Source organism: Streptomyces sp. NPDC001204 (assembly GCF_053598035.1).
In genome coordinates, this window is sequence record NZ_JBSFJL010000017.1 from 76,864 (window position 1) to 103,028 (window position 26,165).

Annotated in this window: 20 protein-coding genes and 2 pseudogenes; 11 read left to right on the forward strand and 11 right to left on the reverse strand. The window is 74.1% G+C overall.

Going from position 1 to position 26,165, the window contains the following annotated elements; all coding sequences use genetic code 11:
- The first annotated feature begins 74 nt into the window (after nucleotides 1–74).
- Nucleotides 75–905, forward strand: coding sequence for an alpha/beta fold hydrolase (locus ACWC91_RS23150; RefSeq protein WP_450643650.1), 831 nt, complete (start codon nucleotides 75–77; stop codon nucleotides 903–905).
- A gap of 99 nt (nucleotides 906–1,004) precedes the next feature.
- On the opposite strand, the pseudogene ACWC91_RS23155 reads toward ACWC91_RS23150, so the two are convergent.
- Nucleotides 1,005–1,847 (reverse strand): annotated as a pseudogene (locus ACWC91_RS23155) (DMT family transporter); the annotation flags it as partial.
- Here ACWC91_RS23155 and pdxR point away from each other — a divergent pair.
- The 4 genes from pdxR to ACWC91_RS23175 all read left to right on the forward strand — a co-directional run bounded on the left by pdxR (nucleotide 1,838) and on the right by ACWC91_RS23175 (nucleotide 9,121).
- A complete protein-coding gene (gene pdxR / locus ACWC91_RS23160) occupies nucleotides 1,838–3,277 on the forward strand; it encodes a MocR-like pyridoxine biosynthesis transcription factor PdxR (RefSeq protein ID WP_225079094.1) in 1,440 nt (479 codons plus the stop codon). The pseudogene ACWC91_RS23155 and the gene pdxR overlap by 10 nt on opposite strands.
- Nucleotides 3,278–3,446: 169 nt before the next feature.
- Entirely contained in the window at nucleotides 3,447–4,853 is a 1,407-nt protein-coding gene (locus ACWC91_RS23165) for an SWIM zinc finger family protein (RefSeq protein ID WP_450643651.1), read from the forward strand.
- Complete coding sequence (locus ACWC91_RS23170) at nucleotides 4,850–7,507, forward strand: DUF7824 domain-containing protein (protein WP_450726019.1); 2,658 nt, start codon at nucleotides 4,850–4,852, stop codon at nucleotides 7,505–7,507. Before ACWC91_RS23165 ends, ACWC91_RS23170 begins: the two co-directional genes overlap by 4 nt.
- A gap of 141 nt (nucleotides 7,508–7,648) precedes the next feature.
- Nucleotides 7,649–9,121 (forward strand): GNAT family N-acetyltransferase, encoded by a 1,473-nt coding sequence (locus tag ACWC91_RS23175; RefSeq protein ID WP_376505983.1) that lies wholly within the window; start codon nucleotides 7,649–7,651, stop codon nucleotides 9,119–9,121.
- A 66-nt stretch (nucleotides 9,122–9,187) separates the two neighbouring features.
- On the opposite strand, the gene ACWC91_RS23180 is transcribed toward ACWC91_RS23175, so the two are convergent.
- Nucleotides 9,188–10,405, reverse strand: coding sequence for a trans-sulfuration enzyme family protein (locus tag ACWC91_RS23180; protein WP_225079098.1), 1,218 nt, complete (start codon nucleotides 10,403–10,405; stop codon nucleotides 9,188–9,190).
- 59 nt (nucleotides 10,406–10,464) lie between these two features.
- Between ACWC91_RS23180 and ACWC91_RS23185 the strand changes: the two genes are divergently transcribed.
- Both ACWC91_RS23185 and ACWC91_RS23190 read left to right on the forward strand, forming a co-directional pair.
- Nucleotides 10,465–10,971 carry an Lrp/AsnC family transcriptional regulator gene (locus ACWC91_RS23185; protein ID WP_141363100.1) on the forward strand — a complete coding sequence of 169 codons (507 nt, stop codon included), beginning with the start codon at nucleotides 10,465–10,467 and terminating at the stop codon, nucleotides 10,969–10,971.
- Between the two features lie 64 nt (nucleotides 10,972–11,035).
- Nucleotides 11,036–12,727 (forward strand): DUF885 domain-containing protein, encoded by a 1,692-nt coding sequence (locus ACWC91_RS23190; RefSeq protein ID WP_450644725.1) that lies wholly within the window; start codon nucleotides 11,036–11,038, stop codon nucleotides 12,725–12,727.
- A 951-nt stretch (nucleotides 12,728–13,678) separates the two neighbouring features.
- On the opposite strand, the gene ACWC91_RS23195 is transcribed toward ACWC91_RS23190, so the two are convergent.
- The 5 genes from ACWC91_RS23195 to ACWC91_RS23215 form a co-directional block, all read right to left on the reverse strand.
- Nucleotides 13,679–16,672, reverse strand: a complete 2,994-nt coding sequence (locus ACWC91_RS23195; protein ID WP_450644817.1) for an AAA family ATPase — start codon at nucleotides 16,670–16,672, stop codon at nucleotides 13,679–13,681.
- Complete coding sequence (locus ACWC91_RS23200; RefSeq protein WP_450644819.1) at nucleotides 16,669–17,832, reverse strand: exonuclease SbcCD subunit D; 1,164 nt, start codon at nucleotides 17,830–17,832, stop codon at nucleotides 16,669–16,671. Before ACWC91_RS23200 ends, ACWC91_RS23195 begins: the two co-directional genes overlap by 4 nt.
- A gap of 106 nt (nucleotides 17,833–17,938) precedes the next feature.
- Nucleotides 17,939–18,565 (reverse strand): YigZ family protein, encoded by a 627-nt coding sequence (locus ACWC91_RS23205; RefSeq protein ID WP_225079102.1) that lies wholly within the window; start codon nucleotides 18,563–18,565, stop codon nucleotides 17,939–17,941.
- A gap of 92 nt (nucleotides 18,566–18,657) precedes the next feature.
- Nucleotides 18,658–19,206: a SixA phosphatase family protein gene (locus tag ACWC91_RS23210; protein ID WP_141363090.1), complete on the reverse strand. Its 549-nt coding sequence runs from the start codon at nucleotides 19,204–19,206 to the stop codon at nucleotides 18,658–18,660.
- On the reverse strand, nucleotides 19,203–19,937 hold the full coding sequence (locus ACWC91_RS23215) for a hypothetical protein (protein WP_450643985.1): 735 nt from the start codon (nucleotides 19,935–19,937) through the stop codon (nucleotides 19,203–19,205). The genes ACWC91_RS23210 and ACWC91_RS23215 overlap by 4 nt, the downstream gene beginning before the upstream one ends.
- A gap of 147 nt (nucleotides 19,938–20,084) precedes the next feature.
- Here ACWC91_RS23215 and ACWC91_RS23220 point away from each other — a divergent pair, with 147 nt between their 5' ends.
- Complete coding sequence (locus ACWC91_RS23220; RefSeq protein ID WP_281155075.1) at nucleotides 20,085–20,492, forward strand: CoA-binding protein; 408 nt, start codon at nucleotides 20,085–20,087, stop codon at nucleotides 20,490–20,492.
- A 50-nt stretch (nucleotides 20,493–20,542) separates the two neighbouring features.
- On the opposite strand, the gene ACWC91_RS23225 is transcribed toward ACWC91_RS23220, so the two are convergent.
- Nucleotides 20,543–20,902 carry an ArsR/SmtB family transcription factor gene (locus tag ACWC91_RS23225; RefSeq protein ID WP_172633041.1) on the reverse strand — a complete coding sequence of 120 codons (360 nt, stop codon included), beginning with the start codon at nucleotides 20,900–20,902 and terminating at the stop codon, nucleotides 20,543–20,545.
- Nucleotides 20,903–20,964: 62 nt separating this feature from the next.
- Between ACWC91_RS23225 and ACWC91_RS23230 the strand changes: the two genes are divergently transcribed.
- Complete coding sequence (locus ACWC91_RS23230) at nucleotides 20,965–22,011, forward strand: cation diffusion facilitator family transporter (RefSeq protein WP_281155076.1); 1,047 nt, start codon at nucleotides 20,965–20,967, stop codon at nucleotides 22,009–22,011.
- Between the two features lie 15 nt (nucleotides 22,012–22,026).
- On the opposite strand, the gene ACWC91_RS23235 is transcribed toward ACWC91_RS23230, so the two are convergent.
- Nucleotides 22,027–22,581 carry a YbaK/EbsC family protein gene (locus tag ACWC91_RS23235; RefSeq protein WP_225079107.1) on the reverse strand — a complete coding sequence of 185 codons (555 nt, stop codon included), beginning with the start codon at nucleotides 22,579–22,581 and terminating at the stop codon, nucleotides 22,027–22,029.
- A 43-nt stretch (nucleotides 22,582–22,624) separates the two neighbouring features.
- Complete coding sequence (locus ACWC91_RS23240) at nucleotides 22,625–23,197, reverse strand: helix-turn-helix domain-containing protein (RefSeq protein ID WP_141363080.1); 573 nt, start codon at nucleotides 23,195–23,197, stop codon at nucleotides 22,625–22,627.
- A 93-nt stretch (nucleotides 23,198–23,290) separates the two neighbouring features.
- Here ACWC91_RS23240 and ACWC91_RS23245 point away from each other — a divergent pair, with 93 nt between their 5' ends.
- Nucleotides 23,291–24,148 (forward strand): EamA family transporter, encoded by an 858-nt coding sequence (locus ACWC91_RS23245; protein WP_450643986.1) that lies wholly within the window; start codon nucleotides 23,291–23,293, stop codon nucleotides 24,146–24,148.
- A 34-nt stretch (nucleotides 24,149–24,182) separates the two neighbouring features.
- On the opposite strand, the pseudogene ACWC91_RS23250 reads toward ACWC91_RS23245, so the two are convergent.
- Nucleotides 24,183–24,602, reverse strand: a pseudogene (locus ACWC91_RS23250) (DapH/DapD/GlmU-related protein); the annotation flags it as partial.
- A gap of 21 nt (nucleotides 24,603–24,623) precedes the next feature.
- Between ACWC91_RS23250 and ACWC91_RS23255 the strand changes: the two are divergent.
- Nucleotides 24,624–26,153: a recombinase family protein gene (locus tag ACWC91_RS23255; RefSeq protein WP_225079109.1), complete on the forward strand. Its 1,530-nt coding sequence runs from the start codon at nucleotides 24,624–24,626 to the stop codon at nucleotides 26,151–26,153.
- Nucleotides 26,154–26,165: the final 12 nt, after the last annotated feature.

Below are 26,165 nucleotides of genomic sequence, written 5' to 3' on the forward strand. Positions count from 1 at the left end.
GGGGCTACCCGTCGGTAGCAATTGCTGACAGTCTGTCTACCGTCGTTGTCGGCGATTCCCCACGAGGAGCATCCATGTCCGCCACCGTCTCCTTCGAGGTCCCCTCCGCGCACGGCCCGCGGACCGTGACCCTCTCCTACGCGCGCGTGGGCGGCGGCGAGCCGCTGCTCCTGCTGCACGGCATCGGACACCACCGCCAGGCCTGGGATCCGGTGGTCCACCTGCTCGCGGCCGAACGCGAGGTGATCACCGTGGACCTGCCGGGCTTCGGGGCCTCCCCCGCGCTGCCGGAAGGGCTCCGGCACGACCTGCCCACGATGAACGTGGTGCTGGGCGCCCTGTGCGAGGCGCTGGAGATAGAACGGCCCCATGTGGCCGGCAACTCCCTGGGCGGCCTGCTGGCCCTGGAACTGGGCCGCGAGAAGCTCGTACGGTCCGTCACCGCCCTGGCCCCGGCGGGGTTCTGGACGCGGGCCGAGCGCCGTTACGCCTTCGGCGTGCTGCGGACGATGCGCACGCTCGCCCGGCGGATGCCGCTCCCGCTGGTCGAGCGGCTCTCACGGACGGCGGCCGGCCGCACCGTCCTGACCAGCACCATCTACGCCCGCCCGGCCCGCCGTTCGCCCGAGGCCGTGGTGGCCGAGACGCTCGCCCTGGCAGGGGCGGACGGATTCGAGGAGACCCTCCGGGCGGGCGTCGGCGTCCACTTCACCGACGTCCTGCCCGGTATCCCGGTCACCGTCGCCTGGGGCACCAAGGACCGGCTGCTGGTGCGGCGTCAGGGAGTGCGCGCCAAGCGGATCATCCCCAAGGCCCGGCTCGTGCGCCTGCCCGGCTGCGGGCACGTCCCCATGAACGACGACCCGGCCCTGGTCGCGCGCGTCCTCCTGGACGGCAGCCGCTGACCGCCGCCGGCGTCCGGCCGGCCTCAACGCCCCCGCCCCCAGGGCGACTCCCGCGCCCACCAGGGCGCTGCCCAGGGCCTGGACCGCCCCGTACGAGCCGGCGCCGGCGATCGGCGCGGTGCAGGCGGCCGCGACGGGGATGAGACCGGAGAAGAGCGTGGCGCGCTCGGCGCCGATCCGCTGCACGCCCATGTACCAGCACACGAAGCCGACGACGGTGACGACGGCCGCCTGCCACAGCAACGCGGCGGCCTCGGCCGCGTCCGGACGCCTGAGCCAGTCGCCGCCGAGGACGGCCCCGGCCACCGCCGACTCCAGGGCCGCCAGCCCGCACACGACGGCGGACAGCAGCCGGGGCCCGAGCGGACGCAGCACGGGCACCGCGAGGACCGCGAAGCCGACCTCGCCGGCCAGCGCGCAGGCGGAGAAGGTGATTCCGGTGCCGTCGGTCCGCCCCCAGCCCTGCACGGTGAAGGCCCCGGCGGCGACCAGAAGGGCGCCGTGGAGGACCGTCCGCCGGGGCCGGCGTCCCTCCAGTACGGGAACGACGACCGCCACCACCACGGGAGCGCAGCCCACGAAGACCCCCGGTACCGCCGGCTCGGCGCTGCGTTCGGCGGCGAGCACGGCCAGGTTGAAGCCGACCATGCCGACCGCCGCGAGCAGCGCGAGCCTGAGCCACCGGCGGGGTGTGAGCCTCCGCAGCCGGGCCGGGGCGTCCCGCCCAACGAGCGGCAGGAGCAGCAGGCAGGCCAGTCCGTAGCGCAGGAACTGGCCGCCCGCGTACGGGTAGTGGCCGAGGACGCTGTTGGCGGTGAAGGACGCCCCGACGAGGACGCAGGCGAGCGCGGCGAGCAGGGTGCCGCGCGAGGTGGTGGCGTTCATGGCAGCGACGCTAGGAAGCACGGCGGTCCGGTTTAAGGTCCACTTCCATGACGTCATCGGGGACCAATCCGGGCGGACTCACCGGCTCGGCCGCCTGGGAACTGCTCCTTCCGGCCGCCTCCGCCCCGGCACGCGCGCGTGGCCGCTCCTTGCGGGCCGCGCTGCGCGAGGCGGTCCGCTCGGGGCGGCTCGCGGCGGGCACACGGCTGCCCTCCAGCCGGGACCTCGCCGCGGACCTGGGGGTCTCGCGTGGGCTGGTCACGGAGGCATACGAGCAGTTGACTGCGGAGGGCTACCTCCGCAGCGGCCGGGGTGCGGGGACCTGGGTGGGCGACGCCGTCCGGGGCGCACGCACGCGTGCGCGTGACCTCGCTCCCCGCTCCCCCGGCGCCCGCGCGGACTTCGTGCCCGGCACGCCGGACCTGTCGCTGTTCCCGCGGACCGCCTGGGCGGCCACGCACCGCTCCGTGCTGACGGACCTGCCGCACCACGACCTCGGCTACCCCGACCCGCGCGGACTGCCCCGGCTGCGCACGGCACTGGCCGAACTGCTGACACGGCGCCGGGGCGTGGTCGCGGACCCGGAGCGGATCGTGGTCGTCTCGGGGGTGGCCCAGGCGAGCGCTCTGGTCGGCTCGGCGCTGCACGCGCGCGGGATACGCACCGTGGGCGTCGAGGATCCCGGCAGCCCAGAGCACAGCGCCCTGTACGCCTCGGCCGGAGTCGGCACCGTCCCCCTGCCCCTGGACGCGCAGGGTCCGGCCGTCGGCCCGCTGTTCCGGTCCGGGGTACGGGCCGTGGTGACGACACCGGCCCATCAGTTCCCGACCGGCATCGCCTGCTCCGCCCGGCGCCGCGCCGAACTCCTCGACTGGGCGCGGGCGGTGGACGGCATCGTCTTCGAGGACGACTACGACGGCGACTTCCGCTACGACCGCGCCCCGGTGGGCGCCCTCCAGGGTCTGGATCCCGAGCGCGTCGCCTATGCCGGGTCGGTCAGCAAGTCCCTCGCCCCGGGTCTGCGGCTGGGCTGGCTGCTCCTGCCCGACTCGCTGGCCGACGAGGTCGTCGAGCGCAAGCGGACCATGGACCTCGGCCATCCGACGGTCGACCAGGCGGTGTTCGCGCGGTTCGTCGAGCGCGGCGACTACGACCGGCAGTTGCGCCGGTGCCAGCGCGCCTACCGCGAACGACGCGACGCGCTCGTCGCCGCCCTGGACGAGCACTTTCCCGGGGCACGCCTGTCCGGGATCGCCGCGGGCCTGCACCTCATCGCCGCGCTGCCCGGCCAGTACGGCCCCGAGGAGCGCTTCCTCGCCCGCATGGCCGAGGCCCACGTCGCGGTGCGCGCCCTGTCGGCGTACCGGCACGCGGATGCCGCCGGCTCCGGCCACGACGGCGTGCGCCTCGTTCTCGGCTACTCCCACCTCTCCCCCGCCCGGATCCGGGCGGGGGTGCGGCTGATGGCGGAGGCGGCCGGCGCCTGACCTCCTCCGGACCGGGAGGCGCGTGCCGGGCCCGGCGGGCGAGCCCCGCCACGGCGGCCCGCGGCCCGCTGTGGAAATGGGCGCCGCGGCCAGGTCGCAACTCCCCGTTCGCGAAGGGTGTTTCCGCGGGCCACGGCCGGTTGTCAGTGGTCGCCCCTACGGTTTTTCCATGACGCGATCCTTGCAGGCCGTGGCCTATTCCCGACCCTCCGTGCTGGAGCCCGCCACGGGCGGACAGCGCCTGGGACTCGAGACGTCCCGGGGTGCGACGCCCTCGGGAATCCAGGACCATCCGCGGTTCTTCTCGGGCTTCCTGACGTCCCCTCAAGTAGCGTCCGCCGGGCTGCTGGCGGTGGCGGACGTGGCGGCCGCCCGCTACTACCAGCCGCAGTTGCGCGCCTCCCTCGACCCGGTGGTGACGGGGAACGGCGACCGGCTGCGCTTCGAGTCCTTCTCCGGCTGCTGCGGGGTGTACGCGCGCCTGGACGTGCTGCGCCCGGGCCTGGACGGCGGCGAGGTGGGGCACGGCACGACGAACGTCGACGTCAACAACCCGCTGCGCGAGGCGCTGTCCCGGATCAGCTCGGACGATCCGCTCCATATGCGGGTGGGTCCGGAGGAGCTGGCCGTGACCACGGTGGACGGACCCGTGGTGGAGAAGAAGGTGCCGCTGCCGGACCGTTGGCTGCGCGGGTTCGCGGAGGCCCAGGTCATAGCCTCCGGGTTCGATCTGCGGGCCGAGCTGCCGGCGGCCGAGGCCGTGCGGTTCCTGCGGTCGCTGCCGCGGAGCGGGCCGCGGGGTGCCGGGGGCGGTCCGCGGTGGGTGGTTCCGGCGGGTCGTGCGCTGCGGCCGACCACCCGGCCCGTGCCGGGCGCGGTCTGCCTGCCCGGGCCCGAGCGGCTCGCCGCGCTCCAGCGGGTGCTGCGGCACGCGACCGCCCTGCGCGTCTACGGCCCGGCGGTCGCGGGCGCCGCCGCCACGGCCAGTGCCTGGGAGGCGGTCCTGCCGGGCATGCGGCTCACACTGACGCTGTCGCCCGACGCCTCGCGCGGGTTCTCCGGCGAGGGAGGGGTGCTGGACGCGCTCGCCACCGACGAGGCGGCCGAGGACGCGGAGCTGATCGCGGTGCTGCTGGCCTGGGAGCCCCGCGTCGACGTCACCGACCTCGCCGCCGCCTCCGGGCTCGCCCCGGAACGGGTCCGCGCGGCGCTGGTCCGGCTCGGCACCTCGGGCCGGGTCGGATACGACACCGCGGAGGCGGCGTACTTCCACCGGGAGCTGCCCTACGACGCGGATCGCGCCGAGCGGCACAACCCGCGCCTGCGGGCCGCCCGCGCCCTCGTCGCCGCGGGAGCGGTCGCCCTGGACGGTGCCCTGGCGACGGTGACGGCCGAGGACGGCCACGCGCACCGGGTGCGCGAGGAGAAGGGCGTGCTCAGTTGCAGTTGCCAGTGGTGGGCGAAGTACCGGGGCGGGCGCGGGCCGTGCAAGCACGCGCTGGCGGTGCGGATGGCGCGGCGGGGCGCCCCCGTGGTGGAGCGGGACCTGGCACGAGTCGACGGGGGTGCGCGATGACAACGCTGACGGGGGCGGTGCGAGCCGGGCGGACGGCCGAGGTGGTCGGTCTGCTGGACGCGATGAACGACGCCGAACGCCGGTCTCTCTTTACGGAGTTGAAGGCGCTGCGCAAGGAACTGAGGGCGACGCGCTGGGACGCGCCGTCCCGCCGCGCGTATCCGGCGCTGTACGTGGCCGGGGTGGCGTGCCAGACGGGCGCGGCAGGCGTGGCGAGCTGGATCGCGGCCGCCGACATGCGCTGGTCCGGGGTCTCCCCCGCGGTGCTGCTCCGCGTCCTCGCCGACCGGGAGACCGACTGGCTCGCCGATCTGGCGAACCGGCTCGCCCAGCGGCCCGCCACCGCGCAGGTGCCCTACGAGCTGATGTCCGCCCTGGTACGTCTGGCGGGCTGCCCGGTGCCGACGACCGACGCCTATGTGCGGGGCTGGGTGCAGCAGGTCGGCGGCAACTGGCGGCGCGGCAACACCTTGCTGGAGAGGCTGCGTACGGACCCGCACCTCGCGCCGCTCGTGGCCGCGCTCTTCGAGGTGAACGACATCGGCGGCCTGCTGGAATGGGCGGCCGACGAGGGGCCCGCCGGCTGGCACGGCGCCCTCGCACAGCTCACCGCGGAGGGACCGCTCGACCGGAGGGCCACGGTCGACGCGTGCGTGGCCCGCCTGCTGCGCGGTGGAACGAACGCCGACCACCGGGCGTTCCTCCGGGTACTGACATCCCTGGCGCTCACGCGCGAGGAGCAGCGGGAGCGGGTGGCCGACTGGGCGGCGCTGGCCTCGGACGCGGTCTCTCCGGTGGCGTCGCACGCCCAGTCGGTGCTCGGGGCGCTGGCCCTGGAAGGCCAGTTGACGCACCGTCGCCTGGCGGACGTGTCGCAGGCGGTGCTGTTCCGGCCGGAGCGCAAGCTGGTGCGGGCGCAGCTCGTGCTGCTGGGCAAGGTGCTCGCCCGGGACGCCGCGGCGGCGGACGAGCTGCTGCCCGCCGTCGCGCAGGCCTTCGGGCACGAGGACGCCGGTGTGCAGGAGCGGGCGCTCAAGCTCGCCCAGCGGCATGTGAAGAAGGTCCGCTCCGCCGAAGTGAACGCCGAACTCGCTTCGGCAGCCGGTGAGTTGATTCCGCCGCTGCGCGCTCAGGCGGTCGGGTCGCTGGGCGCGGCACCGGCGGAGGCGGCCGCGGCGTACGAGGAGGTGCTCCCCCTGGTTCCCGAGCCGACACGTCTCGCGCCCGCGGCGGCCTCGGCCGTCGAGCTCGCCGAGGAGGTGGGGGCCGCACTGGCGTCCGACACCGACGTGACCGGCTTTGAACGCGCCCTGGACGGGCTGGTGCGCCACGCCCACCGGGACCGGGACGCCCTGCTGGAGGCGCTGGAACCGGTGGTCTCCCGCCGATGGTGGGACGGCGCCGATCCGTTCCACGACCTGCGGCTGGAACATCAATTCGGCGACGCCCGGGGCGGCTTCGACGGGTTCACGGGCCTGGATCTGCTGCTCATCACGCTGCGGGGAAAGCTGAGCACCGCGAGGCTGCACGCCGCGATCCGGCCGGGGGCACCGCACCGGACCTGCGTGCACGGCGCACTCTCCCGGGCCTTCGACGCCCGCCTGTGGGAGGTGGCGTACCGGATCCGCACGGATCCCCTGCCGTTCCTGCTCTCGACGCCCACCTGGAGCACGGGCCTGCTGGAGCCGGACGAGCTGGTGGACCGGCTCGACGCGTACCGTCGTCTGGGGGCGCGCGTGTCGGCGGCCGACTTCGCGCAGGCGCTGCTGCGGGTGCGGCGCGAGGACCGTCCGGCGGCAGCGGCCGCGGCGGAGCGGGCGGCGGCCCTCGGTACGACGGAGGGGAGGCGACTCGCCCACTGGCTGACCGCCGGCGCTCCCGCGCTGCCGGCGATCCGGCGCCGCTCATCGGGGCCGCACATACTGACGGAGTCCGGTGAGCTTCCCACGCTGCAAGCGGACTTCCCCGACGCCTTCCGCGCACTGGGCACGCCGTCCAGCGCCTTCGCGCAAAGGCGGTACTGCGCCCACTGGAGCGGCTCCGCGCACCCCCACTGGCTGGCGGTGCTGCCCGAACTGCGTGAACTGGTGGCCGTGCGGATCCTGCGGGACCTGTCCGCCGTGGCCGTGGACGACAGCCGGGGCGCGGCCTCCGTCCTTCCGCTGCTCGCCGAGTCCGGCGGCGAGGCGGGCGAGGCGACGCACCTGTGCGTGGCGTACGGACTGGGTGCCCGGCACTCCGAGGACCGGCTGGCCGCAGTGGACGCGCTGCTCGTCCTCGCCGCGCGCGGACAGCTGGACGCCGCCCGCCTCGGCGCGGACCTCGGTGAGCTGGTGCGGCACGGTGCGGTGAAGCCGATACGGCTGGCGGAGTCGCTGCGCACGGCCGCATCCACCGGGGCGTACGCCACCGTGTGGAGCCTGCTCGGCCACGCGTCGCCGCCGCTGCTCTCCGACCTCGTCGCCGACGGACCGGCCGGTCCGGTGCGAGGGCTCGGTGATCTGCTGGCCGTCGCGGCCGAGTGCGCCGAGCGGTCCGGTGCTCGGGGCGACCTGCCGCACCTGGCACGGGCGGCGGACCGGCGCGGCTCTTCGCGCCTGGTCGTGGAGGCCCGCCGGCTGCGCGGCGCCCTGGCCACGGAAGTCGCCGCCTGACCCGGCGCCCGTCGGGCTCACTCCCGGGAAGGGCCGCCGGACACAACCGCGAAAAACAGCTACGAAAGGTGCGAATATTGCTTTACTCATCGGTCACAGCGCGTTCGTGATCACGCAACACCGTTCCGTCACAGTGGCCGTATGACTCGAGAAGTGTCGAACATGACGTGGGCGAAGCACGGTCGCCGGGCGCATCACTGGCGGCGGGACCTGGTCGAACTGGCCGCGCTCTTCACGGCTGTCGCCGTGGCCGACGGGGTGGCGAACCTGATCGGTCACGGCCCCGACGGTCCGGCCCTGCTGGTGATCTCGGCGATCGCACTGGTGGCCACGGCGGCCTTCCACACCTGGTGGGCACGGCGCCACGGTCACGCACCGCCCGCGGACGACACCGGCGCCCGGCCACTCGCAGCCCAGCAGGCCGGGCCGTCCGCCGCCGGCCCCGCGGCGGCCGAAGCGGCGCCGGGCGACCGCACGCTGTGGCGGATGCGGACGACCGTGCGGGACGCGCCCGGTTCGCTGGCCTCGCTCTGCGCGGCGCTGGCGGCCCGGCACGTGGACATCCTGAGCCTGCAGACGCATCCGCTGGCCGAGGGCACGGTGGACGAGTTCCTGCTGCGCGCTCCCGGCGGGCTCGAGGCGTCGGGCATCACCCGGGCGGTCGCACTGGCCGGCGGTGCCGAGACATGGATCGAGCGGGCGGACGCGCACGACCTGGTGGACGCGCCGACACGGGTACTGGGCCTGGCAGCGCGCACGGCGCTCGACGCAGCGGAACTCCCGCTGGCGCTGCGGCAGTTGCTGGGCCGGTGCACCATCCGTTCACTGCCGCACCGGCCGGCGGCGGCCGGAGACCCGCAGGAGGTGCCGGCCGAGGGGATGCTCGAGGACACCGTGATGCGGCTGCGGGCGCCGGAGGGCGGGACGATCACCGTGGAGCGGCCGTATCTGCCCTTCACGCCCACCGAGTTCGCGCGGGCGCGCGCCCTGGTGGAGCTGGACGCCCGGCTCGGACCGCGCATTCCGCGCGGCCAGGACGTGCTGACGCTGCCCGAGGGCGAGGCGATCACCGTGCACAGGGCCGACACCGGCGACCTCGCGGCGGCCAGGGCGATGCAGGCGCGCTGCTCGGCGCGCACCCTCGGCCTGCGCTACCACGGGCCGGCCGGCGACGCCGACCGCTATCTCGACCACCTGCTGAGCCCGCGGTTCGGCCGCACACTGGCCGCGCGGACCGCCTCCGGGCGGATCGTCGGCCTCGGTCATCTGCTGTGGGACGGCGACGAGACGGAGGTCGCGCTGCTCGTCGAGGACGCCTGGCAGCGCCGCGGTGTCGGCGGCGAACTGCTGGGCCGGCTGGTGGCGATGGCCGTCGAGGCGGGCTGCGCGACCGTGTACGCCGTGACGCAGGCGGCCAACACCGGCATGGTCGCCGCCATGCGGGGCCTGGGCCTGCCGCTCGACTTCCAGATCGAGGAGGGCACCCTGGTCATCACGGCCCGGCTGGACGCGACCCCGGTGGCCTCCCGGCTGCCGTACGACGCCGAGCGGGCACAGGCCGAGCAGGCACAGTACGAGCAGACACAGTACGAGTGGGCCCGCCCGCTGGACTGAACGCGGCCCCGGAGGGTCCGCGGCCAGGCACAGGGTCCGGCCGCGCGCCCTCCGGGCCGGCCCCACTCAGCTCATCGCCTGGTGCAGCCCCTTCACTTGCGGCTGGCCCGGCCGCGCCCCCAGCGCCCGGTCCAGGTCCGCCCACAGGTCCTCGACGTCCTCCAGGCCCACCGACATCCGCAGCAGCCGGTCGCCGACCCCGGCGCCCCGCCGGTCGTCCGCGTCGACGATGCGGTGGCTGATGGACGCCGGGTGCTGGATCAGGGTGTCGACGCTGCCGAGGCTCACGGCCGGCGTGATCAGGCCGACGCCGCCGATGACGGCGTGCGGGTCGCCGTGCACCTCGAAGGAGACCATGGCACCGCCGATGGACGGGTAGTGCACCCGGGCGACGCGGGGGTCGTCCGCCAGGCGGGCGGCCAGTTCCGCCGCGGTGGCGGAGGCGGCCCGCACCCGGACCGGAAGCGTGGACAGCCCGCGCAGCAGCAGATAGCCGGCGAGCGGGTGGAGCACCCCGCCGGTGGCGAACCGCACCTGCCGCAGCCGTCCGGCCAGTTCCTCGTCGCAGGCCACCACGCCCGCCATCACGTCGCCGTGGCCACCCAGGTACTTGGTGGCGCTGTGCAGCACCAGTCGGGCGCCCTGCTCGGCCGGGCGCTGCAGGACGGGGGTGGCGAAGGTGTTGTCGACGAGGAGCGGCACGGAGCCGCAGGCGTGGGCGACGGCCCGCAGGTCCACCTCGGCGAGCGTCGGGTTCGCCGGTGTCTCGACCATGACGAGGCCTGTGTCCGGGCGCAGCGCGTCGGTGATCCCGGCCGGGTCGGTCCAGGTCACCTCGGTACCGAGCAGCCCGGCGGTGAGCAGGTGGTCGCTGCAGCCGTACAGCGGGCGCACGGCGACGACGTGCCGCAGGCCCATGGCGGACCGGACGAGGAGCACCGCGCTCAGCGCGGCCATGCCGCTGGCGAACGCCACCGCGGCCTCGGTGCCCTCCAGCCGGGCCAGGGCGGTCTCGAAGCGGGCGACGGTGGGGTTGCCGAGCCGTCCGTAGACCGGGTTGCCGTCGAGTTCGGCGCCGTCGGCGGCGAAGGCGTCGATGCGGGCGGCCTCGGCGCGGCTGTCGTAGGAGGGGTAGGTGGTGGACAGGTCGATCGGCGGGGCGTGCAGTCCCTGCCGGGCGAGGTCGTCACGGCCGGCGTGCACCGCCTCGGTGGCCAGTGCTCTGGGTGCGGTGCGCACGTCGTCGTACGCGGGCGTGCTCGCGGAGTCCAAGGGCGTGTCCATGACCGAAGGGTGAACAGCGGCCGGGATCGCGGGGCCGACGGCCGTGCTACGTTCGCCACATGGCCGAATCCGTCGTACTGGATCCGGTGGATCTGCATCTGCTGCGGCTGTTGCAGAACGACGCCCGGACCACCTACCGCGACCTCGCCGCGCAGGTCGGGGTCGCTCCGTCGACCTGCCTGGACCGGGTGACCCGGCTGCGCCGCTCGGGGCTCATTCTCGGCCACCGGCTGCGGCTCGACCCCGCCAAGCTGGGCAGAGGTCTTCAGGCGCTGCTGTCGGTGCAGGTCAGGCCGCACCGGCGGGAGCTGGTGGGGCCGTTCGTGGAGCGGATCCGGGCCCTGCCGGAGTCGCTGACCGTGTTCCATCTGACCGGTCCGGACGACTACCTGGTCCATGTCGCGGTCGCGGACATGGCCGATCTCCAGCGCCTGGTCCTGGACGAGTTCACGGCCCGGCGGGAAGTGGCCCGGGTGGAGACGCGGCTGATCTTCCAGCAGTGGGACTGCGGCCCCCTGCTGCCGCCCGGCGCGCAGCCGGGCACGCCCTCGGCGAAATCGGACTGAATACGGTCCGATCCCCGGTAAACCGGGCTGACGCGAGCCGCCCTTCCGTACGAGGATGGTCGGCATGTCACAGACCAAGAGCCCGCTGCCCCGTCAGGTCGCCGACGCCTACGTCGACGAACTCATCGCCCTCGACCCGATCACCGGTACCTATCTCGGCGTGAAGGAGAGTTCGAGCAGGCTGCCCGACACCTCCCCCGCCGGCCAGCAGGCGCTCGCCGACCTCGCGCGCACCACCCTCGCCCGGCTGGACGAGGCCGAGCGGCAGCCCGGCGCGGACAGTGACATCGAGCGCCGCTGCGGCCGCCTGCTGCGCGAGCGCCTGACCGCGGAACTGGCGGTGCACGACGCCGACGAGGGCCTGCGCACGGTGAGCAACATCCACAGCCCGGTGCACTCGGTGCGCGAGGTGTTCACGATCACCCCGAGCGACACCGACGAGGACTGGGCCGCGATCGCCGAGCGCCTGCGGGCCGTGCCGGACGCGCTGCGCGGCTACCGCGAGTCCCTCGCCCTCGGCCTGGACCGCAAGCTGTACGGCGGCCCGCAGCCGACGGCGATCTTCATCGAGCAGCTCACCGAGTGGTCGGACACCGACGGCAACGGTCGCGGCTGGTTCGAGGACTTCGTCTCGGAGGGCCCCGAGTCCCTGCGCGCGGAGCTGGACGACGCCGCCCGCGCGGCGACCGCGGCCGTCGTGGAGCTGCGGGACTGGATGCGCGACGTGTACGCGCCGACGATCGGCGACGCACCGGACACGGTCGGCCGTGAGCGCTACGCCCGCTTCTCGCGCTACTTCAACGGCACGGACCTGGACCTCGACGAGGCGTACGCGTACGGCTGGTCGGAGTTCCACCGCCTGCTCGGCGAGATGAGGCAGGAGGCCGAGAAGGTCCTGCCCGGCGCCGGGAGCCCGTGGGCGGCCCTCGCGCACCTCGACGAGCACGGCACGCACATCGAGGGCGTCGACGAGGTCCGCCAGTGGCTGCAGGACCTGATGGACGAGGCGATCGAGGCGCTCGACGGCACCCACTTCGAACTGGCCGAGCGGGTGCGGAAGGTGGAGTCGTGCATCGCGCCGCCCGGAGGCGCCGCGGCCCCCTACTACACGGCGCCGTCCGCCGACTTCTCCCGGCCGGGCCGGACCTGGCTGCCGACCATGGGACAGACCCGCTTCCCGGTCTACGACCTGGTCTCGACCTGGTACCACGAGGGTGTCCCCGGCCACCACCTCCAGCTCGCCCAGTGGGTGCACGTGGCCGAGAACCTCTCGCGCTACCAGGCCACCGTCGGCGGGGTCAGCGCCAACGCCGAGGGCTGGGCGCTGTACGCGGAACGTCTGATGGACGAACTCGGCTTCCTCACCGACCCGGAGCGGCGGCTCGGCTATCTGGACGCGCAGATGATGCGCGCGGTCCGCGTCATCATCGACATCGGCATGCACCTGGAGCTGGAGATTCCGGCGGACTCGCCGTTCCACCCGGGTGAGCGCTGGACGCCGGAGCTGGGGCGGGAGTTCTTCGGCGCGCACAGCAGCCGTCCGAGGGACTTCGTGGCGAGCGAGCTGATCCGCTATCTGTCGATGCCCGGCCAGGCGATCGGCTACAAGCTGGGCGAGCGGGCCTGGCTGCTGGGCCGGGAGAAGGCCAGGCAGCGCCATGGTGCCGCGTTCGACGCGAAGGCCTGGCACATGGCGGCCCTGTCGCAGGGCTCGCTGGGCCTGGACGACCTGGTGGACGAACTCTCCCAGCTGTGAGCCCCTGGGGCGGCCGGCCTCCGGCCGCCCCCGCCGACCCTGCGCCCACGCTGGTCCCGCGTCCCGCGCTGGTTCCGCGTCTCCCGCCAACCCCGCGTCCCGCGCCGATCCCTCGCCCTAAGCCTGCCCCACGTCCCACGCCGGTTTCGCTCTGCCGTCTGACCCACGCCCCCGCCGATCCCACGTCCCCCGCCAGTCCCGCGTCCCGCGCTGGACCCGCTCCCCCGCCTGTGCCGCTCCCCCGCCGATCCCACGTCCCCCGCCGATCCCGCTCCCCCGCCAGTCCCGCTCCCCCGCCGATCCCACGTCCCCCGCCGATCCCGCTCCCCCGCCAGTCCCGCGTCCCGCGCTGGACCCGCTCCCCCGCCGATCCAACGTCCCGCGCCAATCCCTCGCCCCACGCCTGACCCACGTCCCACGCCGGTTTCGCTCACCCTCCTGACCCGCTCCCCCGCTGGTTCCGCGTCTCCGCCGGATTTGCGTCCCGCGCCGGTCCCACGTCTCCCGCCAACCCCGCGTCCCGCGCTGGACCCGCTCCCCCACCAGTCCCGCGTCCCGCGCCGAACCCTCGCCCCACGCCTGACCCTCGCCCCGCGCCGCTTTCGCTCTGCCGTCTGACCCGCGCCCCCGTCGATCCCACGTCCCCCGCCAGTCCCGCATCCCGCGCTGGACCCGCTCCCCACGCCTGACCCTCGCCCCGCGCCGCTTTCGCTCTGCCGTCTGACCCGCGCCCCCGCCGGTCCCACGTCCCCCGCTGGTCCCGGCGGCTCCCGGCGGCTCCCGGCGGCTCCCAGCGGCTCCCAGCGGCTCCCAGCGGCTCCCAGCGGCTCCCAGCGGCTCCCAGCGGCTCCCAGCGGCTCCCAGCGGCTCCCAGCCGAGCCGTCCCACGTCTCCCGCCCGTCCCGGGTGCGAGCGCCGTCCCCGCGGTTCTGAACCGCCGCTCCGGGACGCTCAGCCAGCTCCGTGCAGCCGCACGGTCGATCCCGACCTGCCCTTGACGACCTCGAGTTGGGCGTGGACGCGGCGCCGCAGGTCGGCGACATGGCTGACGATCCCGACGCTGCGGTCGCGTTCGCGCAGGGCGTCGAGGACGTCGAGGACCTCGTCCAGGGTCTGGTCGTCGAGGCTGCCGAAGCCCTCGTCGATGAAGAGCGTGTCCAGGCGCACCCCTCCGGCCTCGTCCGTGACGACGTCCGCGAGGCCGAGGGCGAGGGCGAGAGAGGCGAAGAACGTCTCGCCGCCCGACAGGGTCGCCGTGTCCCGCTCCCGGCCCGTCCAGGCGTCGACGACGTGCAGTCCCAGACCGCTGCGGCCGCGGCCGGCCCGGTCGTCGGAGTGGACGAGGGTGTACCGGCCGGACGACATGCGCCGCAGGCGTGCGGTCGCGGCGGCGGCCACCTGTTCCAGGCGGGCCGCGAGGACATAGGACTCCAGGCGCATCTTGCGCCCGTTGTCGGCCGAGGTGCCCGCGGTGAGGGAGGCCAGTCGGGCCACGCGGTCGTACTCCTCGCGCAGCGGAGCCAGCCGGCGCATGCCGGTCGCGGCGCGCGCGGAGAGCCGGTCGAGTTCGGCGCAGCGGCGGTCGGCGGCGTCCCGCGCGGACGAGGCCTCCCGCAACCGCCGGCCGGCGGCGGCCTCGGCCGCCTCCGCGGCGGTGAGGTCGGCGGGCGGCAGCCCGGCGGCGGCCACAGTGTCGGCCTCGGCGAGGACCGCGCGCACGGCGGCCTCCTCGGTGTGCCAGACGTCCAGGCGCCGTTGCAGCTCACGGTGGGCGGCGTCGTCGAGGAGGGCGGCGGACGCGGCCTCGGGGGTGTCGAAGCCGGCCCGGAAGGCGGCCTCGGCGAGCCGTCCGTCGGCGTCCTTGAGCCGCTCGGCGCTGTCCTCGGCGGTGCGTGCGGCGTCGGCCGCCTCGGTGAGCAGTGCGGCCCGCCGCTCCAGTTGAGCGGCGCGCGCGGCGACGGTCTCGGCGGCTCCCCGGGCTTGGGCCAACTCCGTCTCCAGGGCCGCCTTCTCGCGCTCCAGCCCGTCCCGCTGGGCCAGCCGGGAGGTGGCTCGGAGTTCGGCCTGCCTGCGTTCGGTCAGCCGCCGCTCGCGCTCCTGCTCGGCGCGGTGCAGCTCCTGCTGTGCCGCGTGCAGGGGGGAGGCGTCCCGGCGGGCCCGGGCAAGCTCGGCCTCCAGTTCCCCGGCCTCATCGGCGAGTTGTGCCGTGGGGGTGTCGCCCGCCTCGGCGGTGGCGGCGGCCAGCTCCTCGCGTACGGCGCCGAGGCGGCGCTCGTCCCGGGTGCGCCGCTCCTCGGCGGCCTGGTGGTCGCCGAGCGCGCGCTCCTCCGCCTCGCGGTCGACGTGCCCGGCGACCTTGCGCGCGGGCGCGGGGTGTTCGGTGGCGCCGCAGACGGCGCAGGGCTCTCCGTCGGCGAGGCTCGCGGCCAGTTCGGCCGCGATGTCGTTCAGGCGCTGCTCCTTCAGGTCCAGCCAGTGGTCCTTGGCGCGTGCGGCGGCTTCGGCGGAGGCGAGCGCCCGCCGCCGCGCCTCTTCGGTGTCCGCGGCCAGTGAGTCGCGCACCCGGGCGGCGGCGAGCCGCTGTCGCGCGGGTCCCAGCCGCAGGGCGAGCCGTTCGGCCAGGCCTGCCGCCTCCTGGGCGGTGTCGATGCGCGTCTGCAACGCGGGCCGGGTCGTCTCCCATCCGGCGAGCCAGGCCTCGGCCTCCTGGAGGACGTCGTCGTCGACGCGTTCCTGCCGGTCCGCCGCGGCGCGCTCGGCGACGACGTCGGCCAGGCGCCGCTCGGCGCGGCGGGCCGACTCGAGTCCGCCCAGCTCCTCGACGGCGCGGCGCGCGGCGGCGGCCAGTCCGGCGGCGCCGGCGTCGGCGTACTCCGCCGGGAGCACCGCACGCGCGCGTGCCTCGGCGGCTGCCGCACGGCGGTGCGCGGCGTCGGCGGCCTCGCGCAGTTCCAGGGCCGGTGCCACCGTCCCGGCCTTGCGCCCCCGCTCCATCCGCGCCTGTGCCTCCCGGTGGGCGCCGGCCCGCTCCGCCAGGCGCTCGGCGCGCTCCCGGGCCTCGGCGGACCGCCGTTGCAACCGGGCCACTTCGCGTACCCGGTGCAGCGACGCCTCGGCGGCGGCGTGGGCGGACTCGGCGGACATGAGCCGGCAGCGTGCGACGGTCAGTTGCTCGCGCGCGGTGGTACGGGCGACGGCGGCCGCGGTCAGGACGGCCTGCGCAAGGCCGGGCTCGCCGGGTGCGAGTTCCGGCAGCTCCATGGCGTCGCCCGCCGCCTGCTGCATACGGTGCGCGTCGGCCAGCAGCGCGGCGTCGCCCTCGCGCACCCGGGCCTCGGTGGCGCGCCTGCGCTCGGCGAGGCGCTTCTCCACCTCGGCGAAACGGTGCGTGTCGAACAGCCGGCCGAGCAGCTTGCCCCGGGCCTCGGCGTCGGCGCGCAGGAACCGCGCGAAGTCGCCCTGCGGCAGCAGCACGACCTGGCAGAACTGCTCGCGGCTCATTCCGAGCAGCTGGGTGATCTCCTCGCCTATCTCCTGGTGGGAGCGGCTGAGGTCCTTCCAGGCACCGGCCGTCGCGTCGTACTCGCGCAGCAGGCTCTGGGCCTTGTCGAGCGTCGTGCCCGTGCCGCGCTTCTTGGGGCGCTCCCAGGGCGGCAGGCGGGTGACCTCAAGCCGGCGTCCGGCGACGGTGAGATCGAGGGTGACCTGGGTGCGGGTGCCCGCGGCGGCGTGGTCGCTGCGCAGGGTCGTGCCCTGCCCGCTCTGCCGGGCGCCGGGGACCGCCCCGTACAGCGCGTAGCACACGGCGTCCAGCACGGAGGTCTTGCCGGCGCCGGTGGGACCGTGCAGCAGGAACAGCCCGGCGGCCGACAGCGCGCCGAAGTCGACCGTCTGCGAGCCGCCGAAGGGGCCGAAGGCGGTGATGTCGAGCCGGTGCAGCCTCACCGCGCCACCTCCCGTACCGCCTCGTCCGCGCGCGCCGCGTCGAACGTCTCGCGCAGCACGGTCCGTTCGTGCTCGTCGGGTGCGGCACCGCGTACGTGGGCCACGAAGTCCTCCGCGATCTGCTGGTCGCCGCGGCCGGCGAGCCGGCGGGCGTAGGACACCTCCGGCTCGCCGGGGGCGCGTTCGGGCTCGAAGACGAGGCTGAGGGTGTGCGGGAAGCGCTCGGTGAGGCGGGCCATGGGTTCGGCGGGGCGGACCGGGTCGGTGAGTGTCGCCTCGACCCACGCCTCGCGGTGGCGGGCGAGGTCCGGGTCGGCGAGCAGGTCCTCCAGCGTGCCCCGGATCCGGGCCAGCGCGCGCGGGACCGGGCAGTCGACCCGCTCGGCGCCGGCGAAGCCGTCGGCGTCCAGGTCGATCAGCCACATGCTCTTGCGATGGGCGGCCTCGGAGAAGGAGTACGGCAGTGGGGAGCCGGAGTAGCGCACGCGCTCGGTGATGGTCTGGCAGCCGTGCAGATGGCCCAGGGCGGTGTAGTCGACGCCGGCGAAGACGCCCGCGGGGACGGCGGCGACCCCGCCGACGGTGATGTCCCGTTCGCTGTCGCTGGGCCGGCCGCCGGTGACGAAGGCGTGCGCGAGGACGACGGAACGGGTGCCGTGCGCCCGTGTGCCGAGGTCGGCGCGGACCCGGTCCATGGCGGCGGCCAGTACTGCCTCGTGGCCGGCGCCGTCGACCCCGAACTCGTCCTTGACCAGGGCCGGTTCAAGGTAGGGCAGACCGTAGAGGGCCACTTCGCCGTGCGCGTCCGCGAGGACCACCGGGGTCCCGCACGCCGACGGCTCGGTGCGCAGGTGGATGCCCGCGCGGTCGATGAGCCCCGCGCCGACGCCGAGGCGGCGGGCCGAGTCGTGGTTCCCGGAGATCATCACCGTGGGCACGCCGAGGCCGGCGAGCCGGTGCAGCGCGTCGTCGAAGAGCTCGACCGCGGCCAGCGGGGGCACCGCGCGGTCGTACACGTCCCCCGACACGACCACCGCGTCGACGTCGCGCTCGCGCACCGTCGTGACAAGGTGCCCGATGAACTCGGCCTGGGCGTCGAGCATGTTCACGCGGTGGAACGCCCGGCCCAGATGCCAGTCGGAAGTGTGCAGGAGCCTCATGATCCCCGAAGACTAACGGCCGGGTCTGACATCACGGGCGGTTACTCCCGTATCGACCGTCATGCACGGCACCGGGCAGGCCAAATGGCACGAGATGCCCGATATGTCATGCATCTCCGTAGGCCTCGCCGCCCAGTTCGAACCCCGCGGTCCCGGCCGTGACGTCCGCGAGCCATCCCCGGAAGGCGTCCACGTCGGCGTCCGGGAGGCCGATCTCGATGGTGACGGCCTCGCCGTAGCGCACGTCCCGCACCTCGCGCCCGGTGGACCTGAGGTCGTTCTGCACCTTGCCGGCCCGCTGGTGGTCCACGGTCACGGTGGCGATGCGGAACCTGCGGCGGGTGCGGGTCCCGAGCGTGTCCAGCGCCTCGCCGACGGCTCCGCCGTAGGCCCGGATGAGCCCGCCCGCGCCGAGCTTGACGCCACCGTAGTAACGGGTGACGACGGCGACGACGTACCGCATGTCGCGGCGCAGCAGCATCTGGAGCATGGGGACGCCGGCGGTACCGCCCGGCTCGCCGTCGTCGCTCGCCTTCTGGATCCCGGCGTCGGCGCCGATGACGTAGGCCCAGCAGTTGTGCGTGGCGTCGGCGTGCTCCTTGCGGACGGCGGCGACGAAGTCCTGGGCCTCCCGCTCGTTGGCCGCGGGGGCGAGAGCGCACAGGAAGCGCGAGCGGTTGACCTCGGTCTCGTGCACGCCCGCGCGTGCGACTGTGCGGTACTCGTCCTGCATCGGTCCAGCCTATGCGGCGCCGACGCGCGTGCCGCACGAGGGTTCGCCCCGGCCGGCCGGAGGGAGAACCGGCCGCCGGGCACGCGCCCGGTTCACCGCCGTTTCTTGGCGCCCCTCGGCACGGTCAGGTCCGTCAGGAGGGCGGCGCCCGGGGCGAGGGACGGCCAGCCGGGGCCGTGCCAGGACAGGATGGCGATCGCGGAGGTCGGGAACTTCGTCCGGAGCCGGTCCAGCGCGTCGTCCAGACCGTCCCCGGCCAGTTCCAGGACCAGTTCCTCCAGGCCCGGGTTGTGGCCGAGCAGGAGCAGCGTCCCGACCTCGGGCGGCGCCTCGCGCACGGCGGCGAGCAGATCGGGGGCGTCGGCGGCGTACAGCCGGCGGTCGTAGCGCACCGGCGGTGGGGTGCCCCACTGGGCCGAGGCCAGTTCCCAGGTCTGCCGGGCGCGCAGCGCGGTGGAGCACAGCGCGAAGTCGGGGAGGCAGTCGGCCTCGGCGAGGGCGCGGCCCGCCGCGGGCGCGTCCCGGCGGCCGCGGGGCGCGAGCGGGCGGTCGTGGTCGGCGACGCCCTCGGGCCAGGCGGACTTGGCGTGCCGCAGGACCACCAGGCGGCGCAGCGGGCCGGCTCCCGCGCGGGCGATCACGCCGCACGCCCCAGGTCGCGCGTGAGGTCGAGGCCGAGCAGCCGGTCCGCGTACGCGTACGTCTCGAAGCGCGCGCCGTCCGCCAGGTCCGGATCGGTCCCGGCCCCCTCCAGCACCCGCAGGACCGCCGGCACGTCCAGGTCGTCCTCCCAGGCGCCGCGCAGCCGTCCGCGCACCTCGTCGGGGACCGGCCGCGAGGGCCGCCGCGCCCAGTCGGCGACCGCCGCGCGCCAACGCGCCAGGTTCCGGCGGGCGTCGTCCAGCGCGGCCTCGTCCAGCCGTACGGGCCGGGTGTGGCGGCGGGCGAGCAGTGCCAGGCGCCAGGCGGCGGGGTCGTCGTCGCGCGCGGGGACGGCGGGCACCGTCGCGTCGACGGACGCGACGGCGATCCGGACGCCCCCGGCCGCGGTATCGGCGCCCTCGACGGCCACATGGACGATCTGGGCCTCGCCCAGGGCGGTGCCGGCGCCGCGGCCGTCCTCGAAGGGCCGGATGCCGAGGTCGGCGGCCGCCGCCCGCAGTTCCTGCGCCTGTTCCCGGCCGCCGGACAGCAGCGACCACACGGGCGTGCCGCTCAGTTCGAGGGCGCGGACGAGGATGTCGGCGACCAGCAGCACGCGCAGGCCCGACGCGTCGCAGCCCGACGCGTGCGCCTCGACACGGGTCAGCCCGCGGCGGGCGGGGGCGGCGTCCACGGGCTCGCCGGTTCGGGCGTCGATGATGCGCAGCACGGCCCGAGCGTAGGCCGCCGGACGGCCGCGCGCAGGCCGAGGCCGCAGGTTCCGGACAGGTCGGCGGGTTCCGTACCGGCCGGGAATCGCCGGGCGGCGCCCGTCGTTGCCCGGACGGCAACCCTTCCCGAGACGAGGAGACCCCTGGTGCACGGCGACGCAGCGACCATCCGGAAGATCCTGACCGAACACGGTGACACCTGGGCGGTCGTGGGCCTGTCCTCGAACCGCGGCCGGGCCGCGTACGGCGTCGCGGAGGTGCTGCGGCGCTTCGGCAAGCGTGTCGTCCCGGTCCACCCGAAGGCGGAGACGGTGCACGGCGAACAGGGGTACCCCTCCCTCGCGGACATCCCGTTCGACGTGGACGTGGTCGACGTGTTCGTCAACAGCGATCTCGCCGGCGAGGTCGCCGACGAGGCGGTCGCCAAGGGCGCGAGGGCCGTCTGGTTCCAGCTGGGGGTGGTCGACGAGGCCGCCTTCGAGCGCACCCGTGCGGCGGGACTCGACATGGTCATGAACCACTGCCCGGCCATCGAGATCCCCCGTCTGGGCTGACCTTCGCCGCCTCTTTCCGGGACCGGCCGCCCTCACCCGTCGGGGGCGCCTCAGTCGTGGAGGGGCCGGTCGCCGAGCCGGTGGTCGGCGACGTTCAGCGCCTCGTCCACCAGCCGGCGCAGGTGGCCGTCGCGCAGGGAGTAGACGACCCGGCGGCCCTCCTTGCGCGTGTTCACCAGCCCGGCCAGCCGCAGCCTGGCCAGGTGCTGGCTGACCGCCGGACGGGCCGCCCCGCACGCCTCGGTGAGCGTGGTGACGTCGGCCTCGCCGGACGTCAGCGCGTGCAGCAGGGCGAGCCGGGTGCGGTCGCCGAGCAGGGCGAGGAGTTCGGCGGCCAGCGCCAGCTGCTCCTCGCCCGGGGTGCGCGGGTGCGCATCGTGCGCAGATGACAGGTGCATGCGTGCGCTCATACGCACATAATGGCGTCGTGGGCGGCACGCGTCCACCTCCGCGCGCACGGAAGGGGAAACACGTGACCGACCGGCACCACCGCGGGCACCACCACGGACCCGAGCACGAGCCCGCGCACGGACCCTCTCTCCGCCACCGCCTCGCGCACCTCCTCGCACCCCACTCCCACGACTCCGCCGACCGGCTGGACCGCGCGCTGGAGTCCTCCGCCCGCGGTATGCGGGCGCTGTGGGTCTCGCTGGCCGTGCTCGGCGCCACCGCGCTCGCCCAGGCGGTGGTGGTGGTCGCGTCCGGCTCCGTCGCGCTGCTCGGCGACACGGTGCACAACACGGCGGACGCCCTGACCGCCGTACCGCTGGGAATCGCCTTCGTGCTGGGCCGCCGCGCGGCGACCCGGCGCTTCACCTACGGCTACGGACGCGCCGAGGACCTGGCGGGCCTGGTGATCGTGGTGACCATCGCCGCGTCCGCCGCCTTCTCCGCCTGGGCCGCCGTCCAGCGGCTTCTCGATCCGCGCCCCGTCGAGCACCTGCCCGCGGTCGCGCTGGCGGCCCTCGTCGGGTTCGCGGGCAACGAGTGGGTGGCCCGCCACCGGATCCGTGTGGGCCGCGCCATCGGCTCGGCCGCGCTGGTCGCCGACGGACTGCACGCGCGCACGGACGGCTTCACCTCACTGGCCGTCCTGCTGGGCGCCGCCGGCTCGGCCCTGGGGCTGCGGGCCGCCGACCCGATCGTGGGGCTGGCGATCACGGCGGCCATCGCCCTGGTGCTGCGCGACGCGGCCCGCGAGGTGTTCCGGCGGATGATGGACGCCGTCGACCCGGCCCTGGTGGACCGCGCCGAACGGGCACTGACCGAGGTGCCGGGCGTGCGGGCGGTCGGCGAGCTCCGGCTGCGCTGGATCGGCCACCGGCTGCGCGCGGAGGTCGCGGTGGTCGTGGACGGCGAGGCGACCGTGCGCCAGGCCCACACCACCGCCGTGGAGGCCGAACACGCCCTGCTCCACGCCGTACCCGGCCTCATCGCGGCCCTGGTCCACGCCGACCCGGCCCCGGCCCCCGGCGAGGCCGACCCGCATCTGCGCCTCGCCCACCACGCGCCGGCCTGAGCGCCGCGGACGGGATCAGACCCCGAGCCCGTCCAGCACCACCGCGCCGGGCAGCTGCGCGAACGCCTTGCCCGGCACCAGGAGCTTGCCGCGACGCCGGCCGCTGCCGACCAGGACGTAGGGCAGGTCGACGACGCGGGAGTCGACCAGGAGGGGCCAGTCGGCGGGGAGTCCGATGGGCGTGATGCCGCCGTACTCCATGCCGGTCTCCCCGGTCGCCACCTCCATCGGCGCGAAGGAGGCCTTGCGGGCTTCGAGTTGGCGGCGCACGACGCCGTTGACGTCGACGCGGGTGGTGGACAGGGCCAGGCAGGCGGCCAGCCGGGTCTCGCCGCCGCGCCGGCCCGCCACGACCACGCAGTTCGCGGAGGTCTCCAGCAGGTCCCGGCCGTAGTGCTCGACGAAGACGGCGGTGTCGGCCCACTCCGGGTCCGTCTCGACGTAGACGATCTCGTCGGCCGGGACACCGCCGTGCCAGTGGCGTACGGCGTCGGCGACCGGGCGGGTCAGCTCGTCGAGGCAGTCGGGGGCGGGTGTGGCCTGGTCGAAGTTCCCGATGGGTGCGCGCATGACCGCACGCTAACAGCCGCGCCGGGCTGTGCGGCGGGGCGTCTCAGTGCACGGGCGGGACCGACACGGCCATCACCATGTCCATAGGCTCGGCACCGTCGTTGGCGTACGTGTGCGGGGTGTTGGCCTCGAAGGAGGCGCTCGCGCCGGCCGGCACGCGGTACTCCACCGCGTCGACGGTGAGCGTCAGCTCCCCCGCGGTGACGTGGACCAGCTCGACGGTGCCGGCGGGGTGCGGGTCGGAGGGGCTGCCCTCGCCGGGCATCAGGCGCCACTCCCACATCTCCAGCGGACCGGGCGCCTCGACTCCCGCCAGGAGCCGGTTGTAGCTGCCGGCGTCGGTGTGCCACAGGCGGACGGCCTGGTCGGCCGGGACGACGCGGACCCGGGGCCCCTGCTCGTAGTCGAGCAGGCTGGTGATGCTGACGCCGAGCGCGTCACCGATCTTGACGACGGTGCCGAGGCTGGGGTTGGTGCGGGCCTGCTCGATCTGGATGAGCATGCCGCGGCTGACTCCCGCGCGTGCGGCGAGCGTGTCCAGGGTGAAGCCCCGCTCGGTACGCCAGCGTTTGACGTTGCGCGCCAGGGACTGGGTCAGCAGTTCGAGGTCCGACACATTCCGTCCAATATTCTGGATGACAGAGTTTACTTCGCTGAACTACGGTGGGTTGCACCCGATCGTTCACCGAACTGTACTGCGAGGCACGCCGTGACAGCATTCTTCGCCCTGGCCACCAGCCTCCTGTGGGGGCTGGCCGACTTCGGCGGCGGACTGCTCACCCGGCGCATGCCCGCGCTTACCGTCGTCGTGGTCTCCCAGTCCGTCGCGGCGGCGGTGCTGGGCGTGGTCGTCGTCGCCACCGGCGGCTGGAGCGAGGCCGGACCGCGGCTGTGGTTCGCGTTCGCCGCGGGCCTGGTCGGCCCGGTCGCGATGTTCTCCTTCTACAAGGCGCTCGCCCTCGGCCCGATGGGCGTGGTCTCACCGCTGGCCTCGCTCGGCGTGGCCGTGCCGATCTCCGTCGGACTGGTGCTCGGCGAGCGGCCGGGACTGCTCCAGGTCGCGGGGATCGCGGTCGCCGTCACCGGTGTCGTGCTCGCGGGCGGGCCGCGCCTGGGAGGCGCCGCCGTGCAGCGGCGGGCGATCGGGCTGACCCTGGTCGCGGCCCTCGGCTTCGGCACGGTGTTCGCACTGATCGCCGAGGCCTCCACCACCGTCACCGGCCTGTTCCTCGCGCTCTTCGTGCAGCGCGTGACCAACGTGGCGGCGGGCGGCGCCGCGCTGTACGCCTCCGCACGGCGGGGCGGGTCCGTACTGCCCGAGGCCGGATTCCCCTGGCGCTCACTGCCCGCGCTCGGCTTCGTCGGACTCGCGGACGTCGCGGCCAACGGCACGTACTGCGTCGCCGCCCAGCACGGCCCGGTCACGGTGGCCGCCGTGCTCGCCTCCCTCTACCCGGTGGTGACCGCGCTCGCCGCCCGCGGCTTCCTCAGCGAACGGCTGCGGGCCGTCCAGGCGGCCGGGGCGGGTCTGGCGCTCGTGGGGACCCTGCTGCTGGCGACGGGCTGAGCGCTGGACCGGCCGGCGGACGACCGGGAGCGGATCAGCCGCCCTCGGTCTCCATCCCGGCCAGCCGGGAACCGGACTCCTTGTCCCACTCGGCCGGCCGGGCAGCGCTCTCCTCGTCGAGCTCCGCCAGCGCCAGCAGCTGCTCCGGGGTGATGCCCTGCGGTATCGGCACCGGGGCCGGGGTCCGCAGCGGCGGCTGCCAGCCCTCCGCGGCGGTCCAGCGGCGTACGACCCGGGCGGGCGCCCCCGCGACCACCGCGTGGTCGGGGACCTCGCCGCGGACCACCGCGCCGGCCGCCACCACGACGTTCCGCCCGATCCGCGCGCCCGGCAGGATCACCGCGCCGGTGCCGATCCAGCAGCCGGGACCGATCTCCACCGGCTCCATCCTGGGCCACTGCTTGCCGATGGGCTGGTGCGGGTCGTCGTAGGAGTGGTTGGTGGACATGATCCATCACTCACGTACGATGCCCCCGTGATCAAGCAACCGAGAGCCCTCATCGCCGTCCGCCTGTCCATCGACACCGACGCCACCACCAGCCCAGAGCGTCAGCTAGAGCACTGCCTCACCTTCTGTCAGCAGAGGGGAATGGAAGTGGTGGGCATAGCCAAAGACCTTGACGTGTCGGCAACCCGCTATGCCCCTTGGGAGAGACCCGAACTCTCCAAGTGGCTCGACAGGGCACCTGAGTTTGATGTGATCGTGTTTTGGAGGCTTGACAGGTTCGTTCGTAAGGTCGGTGACCTGCACGAAATGATCAAGTGGGCCAAGGAACACGGAGACAAGGGAATCGTCTCTGCCACGGAACCATTCGACCTCAACTCTCCCATGGGTGAGGTAATGGCAACGATGATCGCTGCCTTTGCCAGGATGGAAGCTCAGGCAATCTCAGAGCGTGTCACTTCCATGAGGCAACACCTGCTGAGTTCAGAGCGTTGGGCAGGTGGTCACCCTCCCTACGGTTACCGGACCTATGAGAGGGACGGAGGCCGCTATCTGGAGATAAGCCCTGAGCATTCCGAGATCATCCATGAGGCCCGTAAAAGAGTCCTCACAGGGGAATCCCTGGCCTCTGTGTGCAAGGACTTCACCGAGAGGGAGATTCCTACCCCTGGGGCTCTCTGGAAGCGTCCTGAGGCATGGGGAACCCCTGTGTGGAGAACAACCAACCTAAAGCAGATTCTCACCTCTGAAGCTCTCCTAGGCTGGAAGCTGAGGAGCGAGAGGGTGCCAGGAAAGAAGTACAGCCGGAAGGTTCCCATCTACAACGGCCAAGGCGAGAAAGTACGTGTGGCAGAGCCAATCCTCACAGAGGCAGAATTCAAGCAACTTCAGTCAGCCTTGGCCCAACCCTCACCTACCGCCAATCGGCAGGAGGATAAGACCCCTCTCCTTGGCGTACTGAAGTGCGGAGGGTGCGGAAAGAACCTGCTCCTACACACCACACGTAAGAAGCGTAAGGATGGAACCTATTGGGAGGGCTCTCGGTACCGGTGCCTGTCTACTCCAGGCTCTCCAGGATGCAAGGGGTATTCATTCGTCCCTGAGACAGAGATTGTCGGGCCATTCATGGCAGCAGTGACGGAGGCTGTAGGGAACGAACCCGTAACCCGCAGGGTTTACGTAAAGGGCGATGACACTGCGGAACGTCTCACAGAGCTAGAGGAGTCCATCACTCAGCATGTGGAGTACCTGAAGCCTGGAGGGCTCTACGCCACAGGCCTACTCCGTAAGAAGGGTGAGGAAGCCCTAGCGTCTCTCAACAAGCAATACGAGGAACTATCAGCCCTTGGCCACAAGGCAAAGGACAGGTGGGAATACCAGGAACTAGGCATGACCTTTGCTCAGAGATGGGAAGGTAAGCCCCTGGCCACAGTCACGGAGGATCTCATAGCGGCCGGCATTTCCATGGAATGCCACCCCATGGAAAAGGGAGGACACAAGCTCTCTGTGCCACGTGACCTCCAACAGCGATTCGCTAAGCACATCAAACACAAGTCGTAACAACGTTCGATG

Bases quoted from the DNA above. Each gene is read 5' to 3' on its own strand.
- ACWC91_RS23150 (WP_450643650.1), top strand. From the start codon at position 75: ATGTCCGCCACCGTCTCCTTCGAGGTCCCCTCCGCGCACGGCCCGCGG.
- pdxR (WP_225079094.1), top strand. From the start codon at position 1,838: ATGACGTCATCGGGGACCAATCCGGGCGGACTCACCGGCTCGGCCGCC.
- ACWC91_RS23165 (WP_450643651.1), top strand. From the start codon at position 3,447: ATGACGCGATCCTTGCAGGCCGTGGCCTATTCCCGACCCTCCGTGCTG.
- ACWC91_RS23170 (WP_450726019.1), top strand. From the start codon at position 4,850: ATGACAACGCTGACGGGGGCGGTGCGAGCCGGGCGGACGGCCGAGGTG.
- ACWC91_RS23175 (WP_376505983.1), top strand. From the start codon at position 7,649: ATGACTCGAGAAGTGTCGAACATGACGTGGGCGAAGCACGGTCGCCGG.
- ACWC91_RS23180 (WP_225079098.1), bottom strand. From the start codon at position 10,405: ATGGACACGCCCTTGGACTCCGCGAGCACGCCCGCGTACGACGACGTG.
- ACWC91_RS23185 (WP_141363100.1), top strand. From the start codon at position 10,465: ATGGCCGAATCCGTCGTACTGGATCCGGTGGATCTGCATCTGCTGCGG.
- ACWC91_RS23190 (WP_450644725.1), top strand. From the start codon at position 11,036: ATGTCACAGACCAAGAGCCCGCTGCCCCGTCAGGTCGCCGACGCCTAC.
- ACWC91_RS23200 (WP_450644819.1), bottom strand. From the start codon at position 17,832: ATGAGGCTCCTGCACACTTCCGACTGGCATCTGGGCCGGGCGTTCCAC.
- ACWC91_RS23205 (WP_225079102.1), bottom strand. From the start codon at position 18,565: ATGCAGGACGAGTACCGCACAGTCGCACGCGCGGGCGTGCACGAGACC.
- ACWC91_RS23225 (WP_172633041.1), bottom strand. From the start codon at position 20,902: ATGAGCGCACGCATGCACCTGTCATCTGCGCACGATGCGCACCCGCGC.
- ACWC91_RS23235 (WP_225079107.1), bottom strand. From the start codon at position 22,581: ATGCGCGCACCCATCGGGAACTTCGACCAGGCCACACCCGCCCCCGAC.